The organism is Candidatus Tisiphia endosymbiont of Empis tessellata, assembly GCF_964031035.1.
Lineage (GTDB): Bacteria > Pseudomonadota > Alphaproteobacteria > Rickettsiales > Rickettsiaceae > Tisiphia.
Window position 1 is genome coordinate 1,220,175 of sequence record NZ_OZ034997.1, and the last position, 17,108, is coordinate 1,237,282.

General features: G+C 32.6%; 19 protein-coding genes and 1 pseudogene. 16 read left to right on the forward strand and 4 right to left on the reverse strand.

Going from position 1 to position 17,108, the window contains the following annotated elements; genetic code table 11:
* Nucleotide 1 precedes the first annotated feature (1 nt).
* The 14 genes and pseudogenes from AAHM86_RS06380 (at nucleotide 2) to AAHM86_RS06445 (ending at nucleotide 12,737) form a co-directional block, all read left to right on the forward strand.
* The gene (locus tag AAHM86_RS06380; protein ID WP_342267693.1) at nucleotides 2-247 is read left to right on the forward strand and encodes a hypothetical protein; all 246 of its coding nucleotides are present in this window, start codon (nucleotides 2-4) and stop codon (nucleotides 245-247) included.
* The gene (locus AAHM86_RS06385) at nucleotides 237-1,238 is read left to right on the forward strand and encodes an alpha/beta fold hydrolase (protein WP_342267694.1); all 1,002 of its coding nucleotides are present in this window, start codon (nucleotides 237-239) and stop codon (nucleotides 1,236-1,238) included. The genes AAHM86_RS06380 and AAHM86_RS06385 overlap by 11 nt, the downstream gene beginning before the upstream one ends.
* Before the next feature lie 277 nt (nucleotides 1,239-1,515).
* Nucleotides 1,516-2,447, forward strand: a pseudogene (locus AAHM86_RS06390) (acetyl-CoA C-acyltransferase); the annotation flags it as partial.
* An 87-nt stretch (nucleotides 2,448-2,534) separates the two neighbouring features.
* Entirely contained in the window at nucleotides 2,535-2,678 is a 144-nt protein-coding gene (locus AAHM86_RS06395) for a transposase (protein ID WP_342267695.1), read from the forward strand.
* Between the two features lie 18 nt (nucleotides 2,679-2,696).
* Nucleotides 2,697-3,731: an IS3 family transposase gene (locus AAHM86_RS06400; RefSeq protein WP_342267696.1), complete on the forward strand. Its 1,035-nt coding sequence runs from the start codon at nucleotides 2,697-2,699 to the stop codon at nucleotides 3,729-3,731.
* 3 nt (nucleotides 3,732-3,734) lie between these two features.
* Nucleotides 3,735-5,201 carry a tetratricopeptide repeat protein gene (locus AAHM86_RS06405; RefSeq protein WP_342267697.1) on the forward strand — a complete coding sequence of 489 codons (1,467 nt, stop codon included), beginning with the start codon at nucleotides 3,735-3,737 and terminating at the stop codon, nucleotides 5,199-5,201.
* Between the two features lie 110 nt (nucleotides 5,202-5,311).
* Nucleotides 5,312-5,800 (forward strand): hypothetical protein, encoded by a 489-nt coding sequence (locus AAHM86_RS06410; protein ID WP_342267698.1) that lies wholly within the window; start codon nucleotides 5,312-5,314, stop codon nucleotides 5,798-5,800.
* 55 nt (nucleotides 5,801-5,855) lie between these two features.
* Nucleotides 5,856-6,014 (forward strand): hypothetical protein, encoded by a 159-nt coding sequence (locus AAHM86_RS06415; protein ID WP_342267699.1) that lies wholly within the window; start codon nucleotides 5,856-5,858, stop codon nucleotides 6,012-6,014.
* 219 nt (nucleotides 6,015-6,233) lie between these two features.
* Nucleotides 6,234-6,449 carry a hypothetical protein gene (locus AAHM86_RS06420; RefSeq protein WP_342267700.1) on the forward strand — a complete coding sequence of 72 codons (216 nt, stop codon included), beginning with the start codon at nucleotides 6,234-6,236 and terminating at the stop codon, nucleotides 6,447-6,449.
* Nucleotides 6,446-7,363, forward strand: coding sequence for a recombinase family protein (locus tag AAHM86_RS06425; RefSeq protein WP_342267701.1), 918 nt, complete (start codon nucleotides 6,446-6,448; stop codon nucleotides 7,361-7,363). Before AAHM86_RS06420 ends, AAHM86_RS06425 begins: the two co-directional genes overlap by 4 nt.
* Entirely contained in the window at nucleotides 7,357-8,586 is a 1,230-nt protein-coding gene (locus tag AAHM86_RS06430; protein ID WP_342267702.1) for a zinc ribbon domain-containing protein, read from the forward strand. The genes AAHM86_RS06425 and AAHM86_RS06430 overlap by 7 nt, the downstream gene beginning before the upstream one ends.
* Before the next feature lie 59 nt (nucleotides 8,587-8,645).
* Nucleotides 8,646-9,998 (forward strand): hypothetical protein, encoded by a 1,353-nt coding sequence (locus AAHM86_RS06435; RefSeq protein WP_342267703.1) that lies wholly within the window; start codon nucleotides 8,646-8,648, stop codon nucleotides 9,996-9,998.
* A gap of 341 nt (nucleotides 9,999-10,339) precedes the next feature.
* Entirely contained in the window at nucleotides 10,340-10,558 is a 219-nt protein-coding gene (locus AAHM86_RS06440; RefSeq protein ID WP_342267704.1) for a helix-turn-helix domain-containing protein, read from the forward strand.
* Nucleotides 10,559-10,886: 328 nt separating this feature from the next.
* Nucleotides 10,887-12,737 (forward strand): AAA family ATPase, encoded by a 1,851-nt coding sequence (locus AAHM86_RS06445; RefSeq protein WP_342267705.1) that lies wholly within the window; start codon nucleotides 10,887-10,889, stop codon nucleotides 12,735-12,737.
* On the opposite strand, the gene AAHM86_RS06450 is transcribed toward AAHM86_RS06445, so the two are convergent.
* Together AAHM86_RS06450 and AAHM86_RS06455 are read right to left on the reverse strand one after the other, a co-directional pair.
* Nucleotides 12,734-13,699: a recombinase family protein gene (locus AAHM86_RS06450; protein WP_342267706.1), complete on the reverse strand. Its 966-nt coding sequence runs from the start codon at nucleotides 13,697-13,699 to the stop codon at nucleotides 12,734-12,736. The two genes, AAHM86_RS06445 and AAHM86_RS06450, sit on opposite strands and share 4 nt — an antisense overlap.
* Nucleotides 13,693-14,367: a recombinase family protein gene (locus AAHM86_RS06455; RefSeq protein WP_342267707.1), complete on the reverse strand. Its 675-nt coding sequence runs from the start codon at nucleotides 14,365-14,367 to the stop codon at nucleotides 13,693-13,695. Before AAHM86_RS06455 ends, AAHM86_RS06450 begins: the two co-directional genes overlap by 7 nt.
* Here AAHM86_RS06455 and AAHM86_RS06460 point away from each other — a divergent pair.
* Nucleotides 14,361-14,504, forward strand: a complete 144-nt coding sequence (locus AAHM86_RS06460; RefSeq protein WP_342267695.1) for a transposase — start codon at nucleotides 14,361-14,363, stop codon at nucleotides 14,502-14,504. The two genes, AAHM86_RS06455 and AAHM86_RS06460, sit on opposite strands and share 7 nt — an antisense overlap.
* Before the next feature lie 18 nt (nucleotides 14,505-14,522).
* Entirely contained in the window at nucleotides 14,523-15,557 is a 1,035-nt protein-coding gene (locus AAHM86_RS06465; RefSeq protein ID WP_342267708.1) for an IS3 family transposase, read from the forward strand.
* Nucleotides 15,558-15,584: 27 nt separating this feature from the next.
* Here AAHM86_RS06465 and AAHM86_RS06470 read toward each other — a convergent pair whose 3' ends face one another.
* Complete coding sequence (locus tag AAHM86_RS06470; RefSeq protein WP_342267709.1) at nucleotides 15,585-16,178, reverse strand: hypothetical protein; 594 nt, start codon at nucleotides 16,176-16,178, stop codon at nucleotides 15,585-15,587.
* Nucleotides 16,081-17,052: a hypothetical protein gene (locus AAHM86_RS06475; protein ID WP_342267710.1), complete on the reverse strand. Its 972-nt coding sequence runs from the start codon at nucleotides 17,050-17,052 to the stop codon at nucleotides 16,081-16,083. The genes AAHM86_RS06470 and AAHM86_RS06475 overlap by 98 nt, the downstream gene beginning before the upstream one ends.
* Nucleotides 17,053-17,108: the final 56 nt, after the last annotated feature.

A 17,108-nucleotide genomic window follows, 5' to 3' on the forward strand; every position in this document is an offset into this window, starting at 1 on the left:
AATGGTAGCAGTTTCTGCGTCTTCTAATAAGGCTAATAATTTTGCCTATCAGTTGACTATTGGGACGTCTATCAATGTGCTTGATCATGTAAATTTTGATGTTGTATATAGTTGGAGAGATTATGGAAAAGTATCATCTAAGCAATATAAATATAATGATACTGAAAAGAAATATAGCACTGCTGAAATGACTAAAAATTCTTACAGAACTCATAATGTGATTGCTGGCATAAGATTTGATATATAATAATAAATATCAAAAATATTTTGATCAATATAATGATTATTCATCAAAATATTTATTGGGTAATAAGTATTGTTCCTTGGGTAAAAAAATAACTAAAACAAAATATTATCAAATTTTATATTATAAAACACTGGCATCGCAAGATTGCATTATTAGTAAAAAAAGAATATTCTTAGTTATTCCTTCGATCTTTAACTCCCCGGAAATTCTTTTCTTAGCTAAATCAAAAAGCTTTGTTGATAATTTAAGACATTGTGGGGAGGTGTTTCTAGTTGATTGGTTTGAAGTTGATGAAGCTGATTATTTGTTAGAAGACTACGTAAAGAGGGTAGTTGAAATTATTAGCAAAATTATTAGCAATTTAAGACAAAAAAAGTATCAAATAGACTTAGTGGGACACTGCATCGGTGGTATTATAGGAATGGCAGCCACTATAATAGTACCAAACATGATAAGAACATTAACATTACTTTCAACACCTTGGGATTTCTCCCATTTTGCTACAGCAAGGAATATATACCAATATCTTGGTCTAGATTATTATGTACGAAATTTGCCAATGATTCCTAAACTACATATTCAGATTCTTTTTTTCCTATTAATGCCAAATTATTTCAGTACAAAACTTGATAAATTTTTTACCATAACTGTACCAAAAATAAGAGATTTATCTTTTAGAGTAGAAAATTGGTTGATGTCTGGAACTGCTTTGTCTAGAAATACATATATACAAATTATGGATGATGTAGTAGGCAATAATATGCTTGCAAAACTTCAATGGAAAGTCAACAATATCACCATTGATCCGACATTAATAAATAAACCAGTATATCAAATAATTGCAAGTAATGACAAAATAGTACCAAAATCATCTATGTTATCCTTACACAAATTATTTAGAGAATCTATGATCTTCGAAGTACCAAGTGGTCATATTAGCTATTTGATTAATAACAATTTAGATATCTTATTTAAGGAGTATACTCGGTGAACTTAAAGAATTGGCTTCGTCGTGTCTAAAGATCTTCGCTGCTCCGTTACTCATGTACGCTACGCTGCTCAACTTTGCTACTGCCTAGCTCTTCTTGAAGTTATATACTCTTCTGCTTTGAAGAATTGTTTTTTGAAAATATCATGGATTCGCATGCTCACGTACTATATGTACGCTCCGCTTGCTCACCATTCATTTTCAAATCCAATTCTTCAAATCATTTGAGTATACTATCGTCTACCAACTTATTAAAATCATAGAATGTGGAGTATACTCGATGAGTAAAAAGGCAGTTTATATAACTCATGCAAAAAGAACAGCAGTAGGATCTCTGCTAGGAAGCTTAGGATCAATTCCAGCAACTAAACTTGCAGCTATCATTATAGAATCAATTTTAAAAGATAGTAAACTAGATACAGCTATTATTAATGAAGTAATAATGGGACAGGTAATCACACTGGTGGCGTAGGACAAAATCCTGCTAGGCAAGCTCTAATCTAAGCTGGATTACCTAAAGAAGTTACAGGCTTCACAGTTAATAAAGTGTGTGGATCTGGGTTAAAAACGGTATGTTTAGCAGCAAGTAGTATTATTGCAGGTGATAATGAGATTGTGATAGCTGGTGGGCAAGAAAATATGTCTTTGGGTTTACATGGATCGTATATTCGTGCTGGTCATAAGTTAGGTAGCACACAAATGGTAGATTTGATGCAGTATGACGGTTTGACCGATGTATTTTCTAATAATTTAATGGGAATTACCGCCGAAAATATATCTAAAAGATTTAATATTACTAGAGAAATGCAAGATGAGTTTGCACTAAAATCACACCAAAAAGCACGTGAAGCACAAGCAGAAGGTCGTTTTAAAGATGAGATCTTACCAGTAGAAGTTAAGATGCAAAAAGCTACATTAATATTTGATCAAGATGAGGGAATTAGAGCTAATATTAAATTAGAAGTTCTAGCTAAACTACGTCCAGCTTTTGACAAAGAAGGTACTGTAACAGCTGGTAATGCTTCTTCTATTAATGATGGAGCAGCTTGTTTAATGGTAGTATCTGAAGAAGCATTAAAGAGATATAATCTAAAACCTCTTGTTAGAATTGTATCATATGCTGAAGTAGGGGTAGAACCAAATATTATGGGAACAGGTCCAGTACCAGCATCGAAGAAGGCTTTGGACAAAGCTGGTTGGAAAGTAGAAGATTATAATGGACTGAAGAAAATGGACAAAAAAATAGAGTTAAAAGTTTCCTAATTAAGATAAAATAATAAGAAAAAATTAGGAGAAAAAATGACAAAAGAAAAAGTAAGAGTTTTTAGTGCTGAAGAAAAAACTAGGATAGTATTAGAAGTGCTGAAAGAAGAGAGTCCATTATCAGTGATAGCATCAAAATATGAGATAAACTCCAAGACAATTAGTAATTGGAAAAAATAATTTATATCAAATGCAGCATTGGCTTTTGAACCAGCAAAACTGGTAAGTAAATATCAGGAACAAATTAATATGCTGAAAGAACAAAATGATGAATTAGCGAAAACTCTTGGAAAAACAATAGTAGAGAGAGATTGGGCTGTGGGAAAGCTACAAAGCTTGGACTTATCAAATAGAAAAGAACTTGTCGATTCCAAGCTAGCAATGTTACCAAAGACAAGGAAATATGAATTATTAAAGATTAATCGTTCTTCAATGTACTATAAAGCAAAACCATTTAGTGGGTATAACTTAAATATTTTAAATAAAATAGATGAAATATATACTGATAATCCTGAATTTGGTTATCGTTATATCCATAGACAATTATTAGAAGATGGCTTGGTTATTGGTAAGGATCGGGTTCTAAAATATATGAACATGATTGGCATAGAGGCTATTTATCCAAAGAGGAAAAAGTTAACATCTGGAAAAGATAAACAGCATAAAATTTATAGTTATTTGCTTGATAAATATTGGTCTAATCTAGGTACAAGTAAAACTGTAGATGTACCTAACGCTAACGAGGTTTGGAGCGGAGATATCACTTATGTTAGAACTAATTCGGGATTTATGTACATGGCAGCAATTATAGATTGGCATAGTAGAGCTGTGTTGAGTTATAAATTGTCAAATAGTATGGATGTAAGTTTGGTAACTGAAGTATTGCATGATGCACTTAACAAATATCCTGCACCGCAGATATTTAATAGTGATCAGGGCAGTCAATATACTAGTCATGAACACATTGAAATTTTACAAGAGCATAACATTAAAGTTTCGATGAATAGTAAAGGAAGAAGTATTGATAATATAATTATGGAGAGATTTTTCCGAACTTTAAAATATAATTGTATATTTATTAATGATTTTAAAGATGTTAAAGAGCTAAAGAGTGGTATTGATGATTACATCAATCACTATAATTATAGAAGATTCCATTCAAGTATTGGTTACAAAAAGCCTATGAATGTCTATCTAAATTCTATACAAAATTATGAACAAATTGCAGCTTGAAAAATGCAAAAATGGGAAACAACATTATTATTTTTTTGTCTTGATTTTTCAGTCCAGTATCTTTTTATGAAAACACGGGATGAAATAAAAAGTGAAGTACAAGAAAAGATTAAAGAAGCAGAGCAACTAAAGGAACAAGATATCAGTACAGCAATTGGTATTTTAGAAGAAATAGAACAGGATTTATTGCCTAGGTTTAATATTAATAGGAGTGACAAACCTTCGGTTAAAAACACGACTCAGGATAAGCAAGGTCAAGAAATTTTATACCTAAGTAAATGTGGTTATATATTATACGAGATTGAAGATCATGAACAAGCCTTACAACATTATAACCAATTTGAGGAACGATTACCTAACAATAATCATAAGGTAGCAGTATATAAAGCACAAGGAGATTGTTTACGTAAACTAGCTAAACATGATGAAGCACTAGAGAAATATGAAAAAGGTATTACAATATGGCAAAAAGATAACTCAACTGATGCAAAGGCAAAAGGTGCATTATATAACAACCGTGGTTTAATATATATTACTACGGAACAATATGATAAAGCTATTATAGATTTTACGGAAGCTATAAAAGTTACAAACAAGGTAAAAGAACCTAATCCTTTGTATTATTGTAATAAAGGTAAAGCATTTATTGCTAAGGGGCAAAATAGTGATGCTTTAGAAGTTTTTAAAGAGGCTGAAAATTTAATTGAAAAAGGACATTTACAGAAGTTAGTTGATGCAAAAAACTTAACTAAAGAGAATGTTTCATATATTACAAATACTCTTAAATTAATTATTAAAGATGAAGATAATGTCTTACAAATGCAAGAAATAATCAGCGGACTTGATAAAAATAGTCCAGAGACTCAAAAATTTATTAAATTCTTTGAGAAATATAAAGATGTTGTAACTACAGTCGTTTTTATGGCTGCTAGCAATTTGGATAAAAGCGAGGTGAATACTAAATCTCAGGAACAATTAAAATTAAGATTTGATGTATTGTCTATGGAGAATTCAGATCTAAAGAAAGAATTAGGAGAATACACAAGGACTTTAAGTACATCACTTGAAGTTGTAACAGCTATGCAAAGTAAAGTGCAAGGTGTATCTGATACTGTAGAGTATCTTAAAGAACGGTTCGATTCAGGGCGTAGACAAACGTTAAAAGATTATGATGTGGTTCTAGAAGACTATCTGAAATCTTCAGATTTATCTGAAGAAAATAAGATAAAGATCAAAGAATATTACAAAGCTTTTACTGGAACAATAGCATCATTGTATATTACAGCACAAGTAGTAGATAGTGGACAAGTAGAAACTAAAAAAGGTATAGGAGTTACGCTTACCGCTAGTTTACTTCCTCTCATATCTATTTCTGGGGACTTTGTTAAGATAACATCAGAACCAATATTAGCACTTATTAAGGCAGCTATAACCGGTGGTGCTAACCTCCCCCATCGGAAAGGCCGGTGAGTCAATTGCTGATGATCTAACTGGGTCCTAGTGCAAAAGTTGCTAAACAGATCAAGCAGTTAGCTAATGATTCTAGCAATTTAAGTAAGCAAGTATCCCAAAAGGCTATTATGATAATAGAGAATCAATATAAACAAAATCAAATAATAAATACTACCACAGAAGATTTAAAGAAAATGCCGGATAATGAAATCTTAAAATTGTTAAAAGAAAAACTTAAGGTTGAAAAACTTGAAATTTCTATGAAGCAAGTTAAAAAATTCCTTTATGGTGAAATGTATTCTACAGTTGCAGAACAATTAGGTCATAAAGATGCTAAAGCTTTGATTAAGCAATATCTACATACTGATAATAGTCATCCACAAACTGACAAGAGTCATGCCTTTAAAGTAGCTGCACAAGATATTGTAAAAGATGGTGGATTTTATGTTGTTAGTGTTGACGAATTACACAATGAAGTATCTCAAGGATTGTTTACAAATAAACTAAAAGAATTATTTAATACAACTCATTTAAAATCTAAACTCCAGAATAGTCTTAACAAGAAAATTGAAGAGATATCAGATGAAGAAATAAAAAAAGTACATAATAACATTTAAACTTTTCTGTAGAGCTGTAAAGGAAGCTTCAGAACAAAATAAGGCTATAGCTTGTGTGGAGGATTTTGCAAAGGTCGGGGAATATCAAAGTTTAGTGAAGGAAATTGCATATAATCATCCTGAGTATTTTTGTGCTATTGAGATCGCGAATTCTGCTATTACTAAAGCTGTTCCAAACACTCAGGAACAAACAAAGTTACTAACAAACTTATAAAAAATATAGACAATATTGAAATTGCTCTACGTGATAGTACTAACAAATTAAATAATAAAGTATCTAACAATGGAAAATGGGCAGATGTAAAAGAATTATTTAGCGAGAAATACTTAAAAGATATGCTGAAGAAAGATTATCCCAATGGTAACGTATCAAATGATGAAATAATTAAAGCAAAAACTATCTTCTATTATTAAAACATCTATAAGTTTTAATTTGACAAATTCAGAACAATCCGTGACACTTAGCAAATCAGTATTGCTAAACTTGGTTGATTGGGTAAGAAAATATCATGCAAGGCATTCCTATATTGGAACCAATGAAGTGGGAAAGAGTTCCCAAAGAGAATCGTCATCGCCTAATAACTCTATTAGCAACATTATCATTGAAGAAATTGCCAGAATCGATAATAAATATGGAGAAGGCAAATGATAAACAAGGGGAAACAATCAACTCAGAGTATATTATCAAATGGCAAAATTCAAGATTATCATCACGATCGTCTAGCAATAGTATATGTAAGGCAATCAACACTACAACAAGTAGAACGGCATAGTGAATCTACTAAATTACAGTATAATTTAGTAGAAAGAGCATATGATTTAGGCTGGAGTGCTGATAAAGTACTTGTAATAGATGATGACTTGGGGCAGTCTGGTGCAAACGCCGAAGGTCGTCCAGGATTTCAGCGTTTAGTTGCTGAAGTTGGATTAGACCATATTGGTATAGTATTAGGAATAGAAGTATCGAGGTTAGCACGCTCATGCAAAGATTGGTACCAATTGCTAGAAGTATGTGCACTTTTTAGAACCATTATTGCTGATACTGATGGTATTTATGATCCGGTTTCCTATAATGATCGGCTGTTATTAGGTCTTAAGGGTACAATGTCTGAAGCTGAGTTACATATAATTAAGCAACGCATGCTACAAGGAAAAAACGCAAAAGCACGTCGAGGTGAGCTGGTCATACAAGTTGCTATGGGATATATTAGAAGACCATCTGGCGAAATTGTTAAAGATCCAGATGAGCAAGCACAGGCAACTATTCAGATGGTATTTGAGTTATTTGATAAATTTTCTACAATTAATGCAGTATTAAAATACTTAGTGAGTCATAAAATAAAAATGCCTTATAGAGAACGTAGTGGTTTACAAAAAGGTGAACTAAGCTGGAATCGTCCTAATAGAACTACCTTAGGAAATCTATTACATAACCCCATATATGCTGGTGCTTATGTATATGGACGTAGCCCCCCCCAAAAACAGAAGTACATAGAAAAAAGCCTGGCAGACCATCTACAGGGCGTATTGTTGCTAAAATATCAGATTGGCAAGTATTGTTAAAAGACAAAATTCCAGCTTATATTAGCTGGCAACAATATGAACGTAACGGCAGACAATTATTAGCTAACTCCATACAAGGAATTGGTGTGGCGAGACATGGTAATGGACTATTAGCCGGTCTGGTTGTTTGTGGTCGCTATGGTTTACGAATGGCAACTTGCTATACGAATAATGGTAATAAATTGCGTTACAGTTGTAGCAGAATGTCTGTAAATTATGGTGAAGATGTTTGCCAATCATTGGTTGGCAATGTTTTGGATGAATTAATTGCTAAGCAGGCATTAGAAGTGTTAAAACCGGAGACTTTGGAAATTAGTTTACGAGTTGCAACAGACCTTGAAACCGAACATAATAATTTACAAAAACATTGGCAGAAGCAATTGGAAAGGGTACAATATGAGGTTCAGCGGGCATATCGGCAATATAATTCTTCAGAACCTGAGAATCGTCTTGTCACCAGAACTCTTGAGAAAAAGTGGGAAGAATCATTATCTGCAGAAGAAAAGTTAAAACAGGAATATGACAAGTTTCTAGCTGATCAGTCAAAGATTTTGTCTGCTGTTGAGCGTCAAGCTATATATGAATTGGCTTCTGATATTCCTGCTTTATGGTCATCGCCTACTACTACGGTAGAAGAACGCAAAGAAATTTTACGTTTACTAATAGAACGTGTTGTTGTAAAAATAGAAGGTGTAACAGAGAAAGTCCTGGTAGAAATAGATTGGGCAGGTGGGTATAAAACCAATAGTAATCTTGTTCGTCCTGTGGCAAAATTGGAGCAACTTAGTTATTATGATGAATTGCTTGAACTAGTAAGCAATCTCAAAAACCAAGATATGACATTACAACAAATTGCCGATATTTTAAATCAGCAAGGTTGGCGTCCAGCAAAACGGTTAAATATTTTTAATAAAAACATTGTTAGTAGCTTACTTATACGCAGTGGTGCAACAGCTAATAAGCAGAAAATATTACCTGTAGAAATTAACCGTAGGCAAAATGAATTTACTTTTCGTGAGCTATCACAAAAAATAAATGTGCCAGGATCAACTTTATATAGTTGGATGAAAAAAAACGAATTAAAAGTCAGGAAAGTTCACGACATATCTCAACGCTGGATTTGGCTAATTACAGCCGATAAGCAAGAGATTAAAAGGTTAATCTTATTAAGAGAACAACCGAAACAGCGGATTTACCATTCTAAGGTAAAAAAGGTAGACTAATAAACAAATAACTATTACAGAGGCATTATGACTGGTAAACTACGATAATGTTTAAGCATATGTGTAAAGCTATAAAAGCAGCTTCAAATACAGTGGCTATAGATTGTGTGAAGGAATTTGCTGAGACAAAACATTCTAGTCTTCTTCCTACTAATAAGAAAGAACATAAAGATTTACTGGTAAAAATTGTAACTATGCATCCAGAATATTTTTGTACCATTGAAATTGCGGAGGTGGCTATTAAGGCTGCTATTCCAAAAAACATTCAGAAACAAAAAAAGTTACTAACAATCGTGTTTAATGAACTTATAAAAAATATAGATAATATTGAAATTGCTCTACGTGGTAATATTGACGAATTACATAATAAAGTATCTAGTAATGGAATGTTGGCAGATATAAAGGAATTATTTAGTGAAGAGTTTTTAGAAAAAGTTTTAAAGAAAGATTATTTTGATGGTTACATATCAAGTGATGAAATGATTAATGCACAAAAAATAATGTTCAAGCATATGTGTGAAGTTACTACACAGAATAATCTATCTTGTGTGCAGGGTTTTGTTCAAGAACATCCAGCTTTATTGATAAAAATTGCAGGTGATAATATCGTGAGGGATAGTATTACAGACAGTATCTTACAAGAGGCGGTGCTTGCTAGCATTAATCCTACAGGTAGAGGTTGTGCTAAACATCAAGAAGATAATTACTGGCATGATTATTGGTATAAGTATAGTAAAAAGGTAATGGATCAAATATTAGAGCTATATCTTAAGAGTGCAGGAATCAAAGATGCTAAGATCATCAGTGCAGACTGCGTTTTTGATGACGCTAGTAAGTTTGATTTCGTTAAGAATTTGCTAGCAAAAATCCCTGTTGAATTTGCTGTTAGTGATAACGTTATTAGTGACAGCATTAGTGGTAGCAATAATATTACTAAGTTATTAATACCGATAAATTTATATAATAAGCACTGGGTTGGTTTAGCGTTAAAACATAGCTTAGATAAAATTATAGCATATTATATGGACTCTGAGAACAGGACAATGCCTAAGACTTTAAAAAGTAGTTTTGAAGTGGGACTGGCTAAGTTATATCCAAATTTACACATTGAGATTACTGAGCAACAAGTACAAAGTCAAAAATATAATAATTGTGGTCCAGAAGTAATAGAAAATTTCATTGCTATATGTGGCGGAATACGAGTAACTGAGGAAGAAGCATTAGATATCCACTCTTTGTTATTTGAAGATAGTGTATTAAAGCAAGAACTTATATATCCAGCATTAGTCATAACGTTAAGGAACGGGGAGGATAATAAACAGTTCAATGGTGATAATGTTATTTATAATCTTGCTGAAACTTCTACACAATGCCTACTATCTGGAGAAGAAGGGATGTTAATCGTTCAGTAAGTAGTTCTTCCTAATAAATAATGGTATGAATTTTGTGTAACTGTTAAATTCATACCACTGTAGTGCAAACAAAGTAAGTATTGTTGTAGAGAACATTGGGTTAAATTACAGAAACGGGGCAGAAGCGAATTGGAAACGGAATTTTATCTAATTTCTAGCTAAATTTAGTTGTTACGCTACTTTAAAATTTACCACTTCACTTAAAGAATAATCTCGATCATTGGCTGATAATATATTGCTGAAATCGTATGTTCCATGCAGGTTTACATGCCGCCAGCTTAATATTGAAGTATACTGCTCGTAAATGAAGAGTTGAAGGAAGAGAAGAAAGAAGCTAGAATATGATTAAGGGAAATATTTTAACATCTGAACAAAGAACGGCACTGAAGTCACGTCATGGTAATGAACGAGATAGGAGAGTATGTGACCGAATTAAGGCAGTTTTGCTGTATGATAAAGGTTGGAGCTATGAAGAAATAGCAGAAGCATTGCTGTTAAGTGAAGAAGCTATAAGAAAGTATGTAATTATGTTTATGCCAAAAATATTAGCAATTACATAGAAAAAAAATACGGTGTTGCCTATACAATAGCAGGAGTAACATACGTTTTACCAAGTCCGTTGGGTTTTTTAATTAATATCTGTCAAAACCCTAGTTTAGAAAAAGACCTTAATTATTTATCCAATATTTTTTTAAATGAACACAATTATGATAATTAGGCGATGTTGTCACGAGATGTAATTCTATATTGAATCAAACTTATCTATACTATATCATATTTTTATCGAAACAGCATATTACCACATTTTATTAAAACTTAATCGGTAAAATAATTTATTAAAATTTAACTAAAAACTTTGGTATCAGAATATAAATATAATTGAATAATATGATAGTTGAACTTTCAAACACTAACACACATCTCAAGGGGGCTGACACTGTTAAGGAGAGTAATAAGCTGCCTAAAATGCTAGTAGGTACGGATGAATTCTATGACTTAGTAGTTAATAGTGATGTATTTGTTGATAAAAGTCTAATGATCAAAGAATTATTAGAAGATAGCGGTAAGGTTATCCTAATCACTCGGCCAAGACGTTGGGGTAAAAGCCTTAATATGGATATGATTAGGAGGTTCTTAGAAATTGAAGTAGATGAGAGAGGTAAGCCTTTATCTCAAGAAAAGAGAGTAAATTATAAACTCTTTACTGGAGGCATAGTAGATTTGGGCTTTGATGAAACCAAAGAGCTACAGCCTTTAAAAATATCCATTCATAAAAATATAATAAAGCGTCAAGGCCAATTTCCAGTAATATATATAAATTTTAAAGAAGTGAAGGGGAGTAATTATAAGGAAATTGTTAGTAGCATTATAGATCAAATAATAGAATTATACGAAAGATTTAATTATTTAGAACAATATATTCAAGAAGATAATAAATTTTTTAGTATTCCGCAAAAAGTAAAGTTAAAAAATTATCTAAGTGGTGATATTAATATAAGCTATTTAAAAAATAGCCTGAAGTTTTTAAGTCAAATATTGTATAAACATTTTAAACAAAAAGTATACATATTAATAGATGAATATGATACACCAATTAATAATGCATATTTAGAACTTGGACATAAAACAAAAGAGTTTGACCAAATTCTTAAGCTATTTAGAGGAATACTTGGTAGCAGTTTAAAAACAAATCCCTACTTAGAGAAAGGAGTAATAACTGGCATATTACGTATTGCTAAGGCTAATTTGTTTTCAGATCTTAATAATGTTAGTGAATATACCTTACTTGATAATGACTTTTCTAAGTTCTATGGCTTCACCCAAGCAGAAGTTGATGAGTTATTAACCATCGTGCCAACTGAAACGAATCCCAAAGAAATTAAAAATTGGTATAATGGTTACACCTTTGGTGGCGAGATAATTTATAATCCGTGGTCAATAATGCAATGTTTAGCACATAAAGGTAAGCTTGATCACTATTGGCTAGATAGTGGGGGAACAACTTTAATAGATAAAATACTGCTATCTGATGAAATGCAAGAAGATTTACAGAGCTTAGCTGCCGGGAGAAGTATTATCTCACCTATTACCAAACAAATAAGTTTTGCTGATATCAATGAACCAATAGGATTACTCAGTTTATTACTGTTCAGCGGTTATTTAAACCCTACTGCCAAAATACCGGAAAAGAATGTTTATGAGCTATCTATCCCTAATTATGAAGTAAAATATATTTATGAAACAAGAGTTCTACAATGGGTAACTGATCAGCTAAAAATTGATAGTTCTAGATATTACTCTTTTATCAGTTTATTGCCAGCAGGTAAAGTAGAGGAATTTAAAGAGCGTTTACAAGAGTTGTTGGTAAATTCTACCAGTTTTTATCAAACAGGGGAGAAAAAGGCAGAATTATTTTATAGTGGCTTTATGCTAGGACTTGTTAACATGTTAGCCCCTAGTTACATAATAGCAAGTGAACAGGAATCAGGTAGTGGTAGAGCTGATATTATCATGATCCCCAAGGTTGGTAAAGAAGATAAGGCTATTATTATTGAGTACAAGATTGCCAAAAATACAGAAGATTTAGCCTTGGTAGCCAAAATGGGATTAAAGCAAATTATAGATAAGCAATATGATGTAAAGGTAAAAGAACATTCTCACGTCAAAAAAATCATTAAACTTTCAATAGCTTTTTGTAGAAAAAATATGGAATTACAATACCAAGTTAATGAACCCTAATAATAGAGTGTAATGGCTTGAATAACAAGTAATTTAGTGTCTATAGTGGTTCTGAAATTGTCCACTACGCCCCGCCAAATGGGACAATTGGTTAATTTTGCTAGTTCTGTGAAGGGGAAAGCCAAGGTGTACTCTAGGTTTGAACCATTAAGATTTAGGTTCGCAAACATAAAATTTAGTAATTCCCGTTTTTCAGCTATCGTCGAATCCCTAAAAGTTTCATAGGCGTTTATAGTAATACTTATTAGGTCTACAAGCTTTTTTGATAATTTGTCATCTACCTTGTCATAACTTTTAATCAGTTCACTTAATTCATATTGCCTATCTCTTAATTGTGTTTTCTTACGCAAAAATTCTTCCCTAGTTAAAACCCCTTCTGTAACTAAGTCTACAATCGAGTCAAGTTTATTTTGAATTTGGGTATGTTCTTGCTTTAATGCACCAACTTCACGGTTAAATTCATGTGCCTTTCCTTGATTAACATTCATAAGATATTCCATCGTCTGCTTTAATATTTCAGGATCTTTGATTTTTAAGCTTTTCAGCACTTCTTCAGGCTGCAGCACTATTTGTTCTTCTCTGATCCAAATCATCTTTTCAGGATTTTGTGGATTCCAAGTGCGTAAATAAGTCCATTCTGATACTTTACCATTCTTGTATCTTTTGGTTTTAGTATCAGCAGTAATTAGTTTATCAGTAACAGCACATTTGAGAATACCCCTAAATAAAAATTCTTTACCTCTATACTGAAAAGATGTTTTATTCCAACCATTTCTTACTGCTTCGCATGCCATAAAAATCTCTCTTGTGGTAAGTGGTTCATACTTATGAGGCCATAATTCTTCTTTAATCCTCATTTCTCCGTAATAAAATGGATTTTGTAAAAGTCGATGCAAAGGTGATTTAGTAAAATGAAAACCCTTTTTACTCCTTAAACCCCACTCTTTTGCCTTGGCTACCATTTCAGATAAAGTATAAACTCCTGTAACATAAGTTTCAAAGATTTTTTTATTATTGGACCAATCACTGGGTCTACCACTATTAGCCCTCTCCCCCTTTCATCCCGTTTATTTACATAACCAATAGGAGCTGGACCATACCATTCCCCATGTATTTCTATTTTTTGTTTAAAACTTTTCCTAACATTCTCGCTAAGCAGATCAGTATGAGATTTGGCAAATACAACACTCATACCCCACATCATTAATTCATGTGTGCTGGAATGCTGATGGATTACATAACCCTCACTGTTAAAATATAGTTCTAACTTGCCTTGCCTTATTAGATCATCTAAAATAGGCGTTTCTTTTTGACTTCTTTGAATACGATCAACTTTATCAGCTACAAAAGCAATAGGCTCACGCTGCTTTTTTATAAATTTGATAATTTCCATAAAATGTTTACGATCACCTTTGTTAGATGATTCAACAAGCTTAAAGCGATCTAAAATAAATAGCCCCTTACGCTCACAATATTTTTCCAATCTATCAGTTTGTACCTCAAGAGAATAATCTTCTTGTTGATCTTTTGATGAAATATAATGGACTGAAGAAAATGGACAAAAAAATAGAGTTAAAAGTTTCCTAATTAAGATAAAATAATAAGAAAAAATTAGGAGAAAAAATGACAAAAGAAAAAGTAAGAGTTTTTAGTGCTGAAGAAAAAACTAGGATAGTATTAGAAGTGCTGAAAGAAGAGAGTCCATTATCAGTGATAGCATCAAAATATGAGATAAACTCCAAGACAATTAGTAATTGGAAAAAATAATTTATATCAAATGCAGCATTGGCTTTTGAACCAGCAAAACTGGTAAGTAAATATCAGGAACAAATTAATATGCTGAAAGAACAAAATGATGAATTAGCGAAAACTCTTGGAAAAACAATAGTAGAGAGAGATTGGGCTGTGGGAAAGCTACAAAGCTTGGACTTATCAAATAGAAAAGAACTTGTCGATTCCAAGCTAGCAATGTTACCAAAGACAAGGAAATATGAATTATTAAAGATTAATCGTTCTTCAATGTACTATAAAGCAAAACCATTTAGTGGGTATAACTTAAATATTTTAAATAAAATAGATGAAATATATACTGATAATCCTGAATTTGGTTATCGTTATATCCATAGACAATTATTAGAAGACGGCGTGGTTATTGGTAAGGATCGGGTTCTAAAATATATGAACATGATTGGCATAGAGGCTATTTATCCAAAGAGGAAAAAGTTAACGTCTGAAAAAGATAAACAGCATAAAATTTATAGTTATTTGCTTGATAAATATTGGACTAATCTAGGTACAACTAAGACTGTACATGTACCTAACGCTAACGAGGTTTGGAGCGGAGATATCACTTATGTTCGAACTAATTCGGGATTTATGTACATGGTGGCAATTATAGATTGGCATAGTAGAGCTGTGTTGAGTTATAAATTGTCAAATAGTATGGATGTAAGTTTGGTAACTGAAGTATTGCATGATGCACTTAACAAATATCCTGCACCGCAGATATTTAATAGTGATCAGGGCAGTCAATATACTAGTCATGAACACATTGAAATTTTACAAGAGCATAACATTAAAGTTTCGATGAATGGTAAAGGAAGAAGTATTGATAATATAATTATGGAGAGATTTTTCCGAACTTTAAAATATAATTGTATATTTATTAATGATTTTAAAGATGTTAAAGAGCTAAAGAGTGGTATTGATGATTACATCAATCACTATAATTATAGAAGATTTCATTCAAGTATTGGTTACAAAAAGCCTATGAATGTCTATCTAAATTCTATACAAAATTATGAACAAATTGCAGCTTGAAAAATGCAAAAATGGGAAACAAAATTATTATTTTTTTTGTCTTGATTTTTCAGTCCAGTATCCATCGTTAGACAATACAGATTTTGCAACACTCTTAGCTACATCTTTGACCCCATCAACTACACCACCAACAACCGTACCTACAGCTAGCAATGTTTCCCACCCACCTTCCACACGTGATATCCCATAAGCAAGATTACTGCCTGCCAATTCTATTACCTCTCCAGCTTGTGCTACACCTTTAATTATTTGGTTGTTAGCATATTTATTATTTGGATTATCAAAATACTCAGAAATATTTCGATCAGTATCTGCAGTGGTTTTGCGTCTCTCCATTGGCGCAACAAGTCTAGGTATAGACCCCATCTCCCTGCCAATTGCATAAGCTTGCTGCATCAAAGCTTCATCTCGTGCAAATTTCTTAGCTGCAGAATCATGCATATTTTGTTTAGCGATTTGCAGGATATTTCTGTGATATTCATTTTCTTTCGTTTGTAGTTGTTGCTTGTCCGCCGTTAAAGTGTCAACTAAAAATTGTGCAGCTGATAACTCCGACTGGCTTAAGGGCTTTGGTTGTAGAGTTGGCTGGGATGGCGGTTTTGGCGGAGTGGTATTGGCCAACTGGAATCGGCTGAACTACGCCTCGTAATATATCAGCTGAGTATTTACCATTACTACTAGCGGATATAGCATCATTAATGCTTAACATATTTTTTTGTGGCGGATTTATTTGCAGTACATTGTTTAGGTAATTGAGAGTATCCAAAGACATTGGTACTTTTGGTGGCTGGATGATAGAGGTAGTTAACAAAGAATATTTGTCATAATCTAACGACTCAATGTCATCCTTCCTGCGAAGAATGGAATCTACCGTACCTAATTGTCTAGATGTTCCTTGTGCTGACTCTTCACCTGTGCCGAAAAGACGTTTATCTAGCTTCTGCGGCTGCCCGATGGTTAGTCCGACCTGAACATTAGTGTTGTGCGGATCAAGTTTTAAAGCATGCTCTCTATTGCTGCTCTTATTTTTATCATGCATCATTATAGTGCTATCATCATCACCAGCTGCTATTGCTACTCCTTTTGAACCAGCTAGATTTATTACTTTATAACCATTTCGGCTCTGTATGTCTCTTATAGCATCATTCAAACGATAAGAATCGCCAAGAAGTGTATCACTGATTTTGTCAGATAAAGATACTTGATGCATTCCTTCCTGTATTATCGGATTAGCTAGCTGATGTTGGTAATGACCCATCAAACTCTTACTAACTAGTGCTGATTGTTGAGTAATTAAATGATTAATCGCTGATTTGTAATCTTTCGCACTACTTGCAATCATTCTACTGGCAAATGAGCTGATTTTAGCTCGATATTTTTCACCTACTCCAAGTTGGTTTTGCTTAATAATTTCTACCGCATTTGAGCAAAACTGATTATTGTTGATTGCCCCAATTCGTTCTAATGTTTTTACTATATCAGCAGCATCATCCATAGAGATTACAGGGTTTGAGGAACTATATAGTAGCTCAACTAGGCTAGGGCATGTCG

Excerpts from the sequence above, each read along its gene's own strand:
- AAHM86_RS06380 (WP_342267693.1), top strand. The coding sequence starts at position 2 with ATGGTAGCAGTTTCTGCGTCTTCTAATAAGGCTAATAATTTTGCCTAT.
- AAHM86_RS06395 (WP_342267695.1), top strand. The coding sequence starts at position 2,535 with ATGACAAAAGAAAAAGTAAGAGTTTTTAGTGCTGAAGAAAAAACTAGG.
- AAHM86_RS06405 (WP_342267697.1), top strand. The coding sequence starts at position 3,735 with ATGCAAAAATGGGAAACAACATTATTATTTTTTTGTCTTGATTTTTCA.
- AAHM86_RS06410 (WP_342267698.1), top strand. The coding sequence starts at position 5,312 with ATGATAATAGAGAATCAATATAAACAAAATCAAATAATAAATACTACC.
- AAHM86_RS06425 (WP_342267701.1), top strand. The coding sequence starts at position 6,446 with ATGATAAACAAGGGGAAACAATCAACTCAGAGTATATTATCAAATGGC.
- AAHM86_RS06435 (WP_342267703.1), top strand. The coding sequence starts at position 8,646 with ATGTGTAAAGCTATAAAAGCAGCTTCAAATACAGTGGCTATAGATTGT.
- AAHM86_RS06440 (WP_342267704.1), top strand. The coding sequence starts at position 10,340 with ATGATTAAGGGAAATATTTTAACATCTGAACAAAGAACGGCACTGAAG.
- AAHM86_RS06445 (WP_342267705.1), top strand. The coding sequence starts at position 10,887 with ATGATAGTTGAACTTTCAAACACTAACACACATCTCAAGGGGGCTGAC.
- AAHM86_RS06450 (WP_342267706.1), bottom strand. The coding sequence starts at position 13,699 with ATGGTAGCCAAGGCAAAAGAGTGGGGTTTAAGGAGTAAAAAGGGTTTT.
- AAHM86_RS06460 (WP_342267695.1), top strand. The coding sequence starts at position 14,361 with ATGACAAAAGAAAAAGTAAGAGTTTTTAGTGCTGAAGAAAAAACTAGG.
- AAHM86_RS06475 (WP_342267710.1), bottom strand. The coding sequence starts at position 17,052 with ATGGATGATGCTGCTGATATAGTAAAAACATTAGAACGAATTGGGGCA.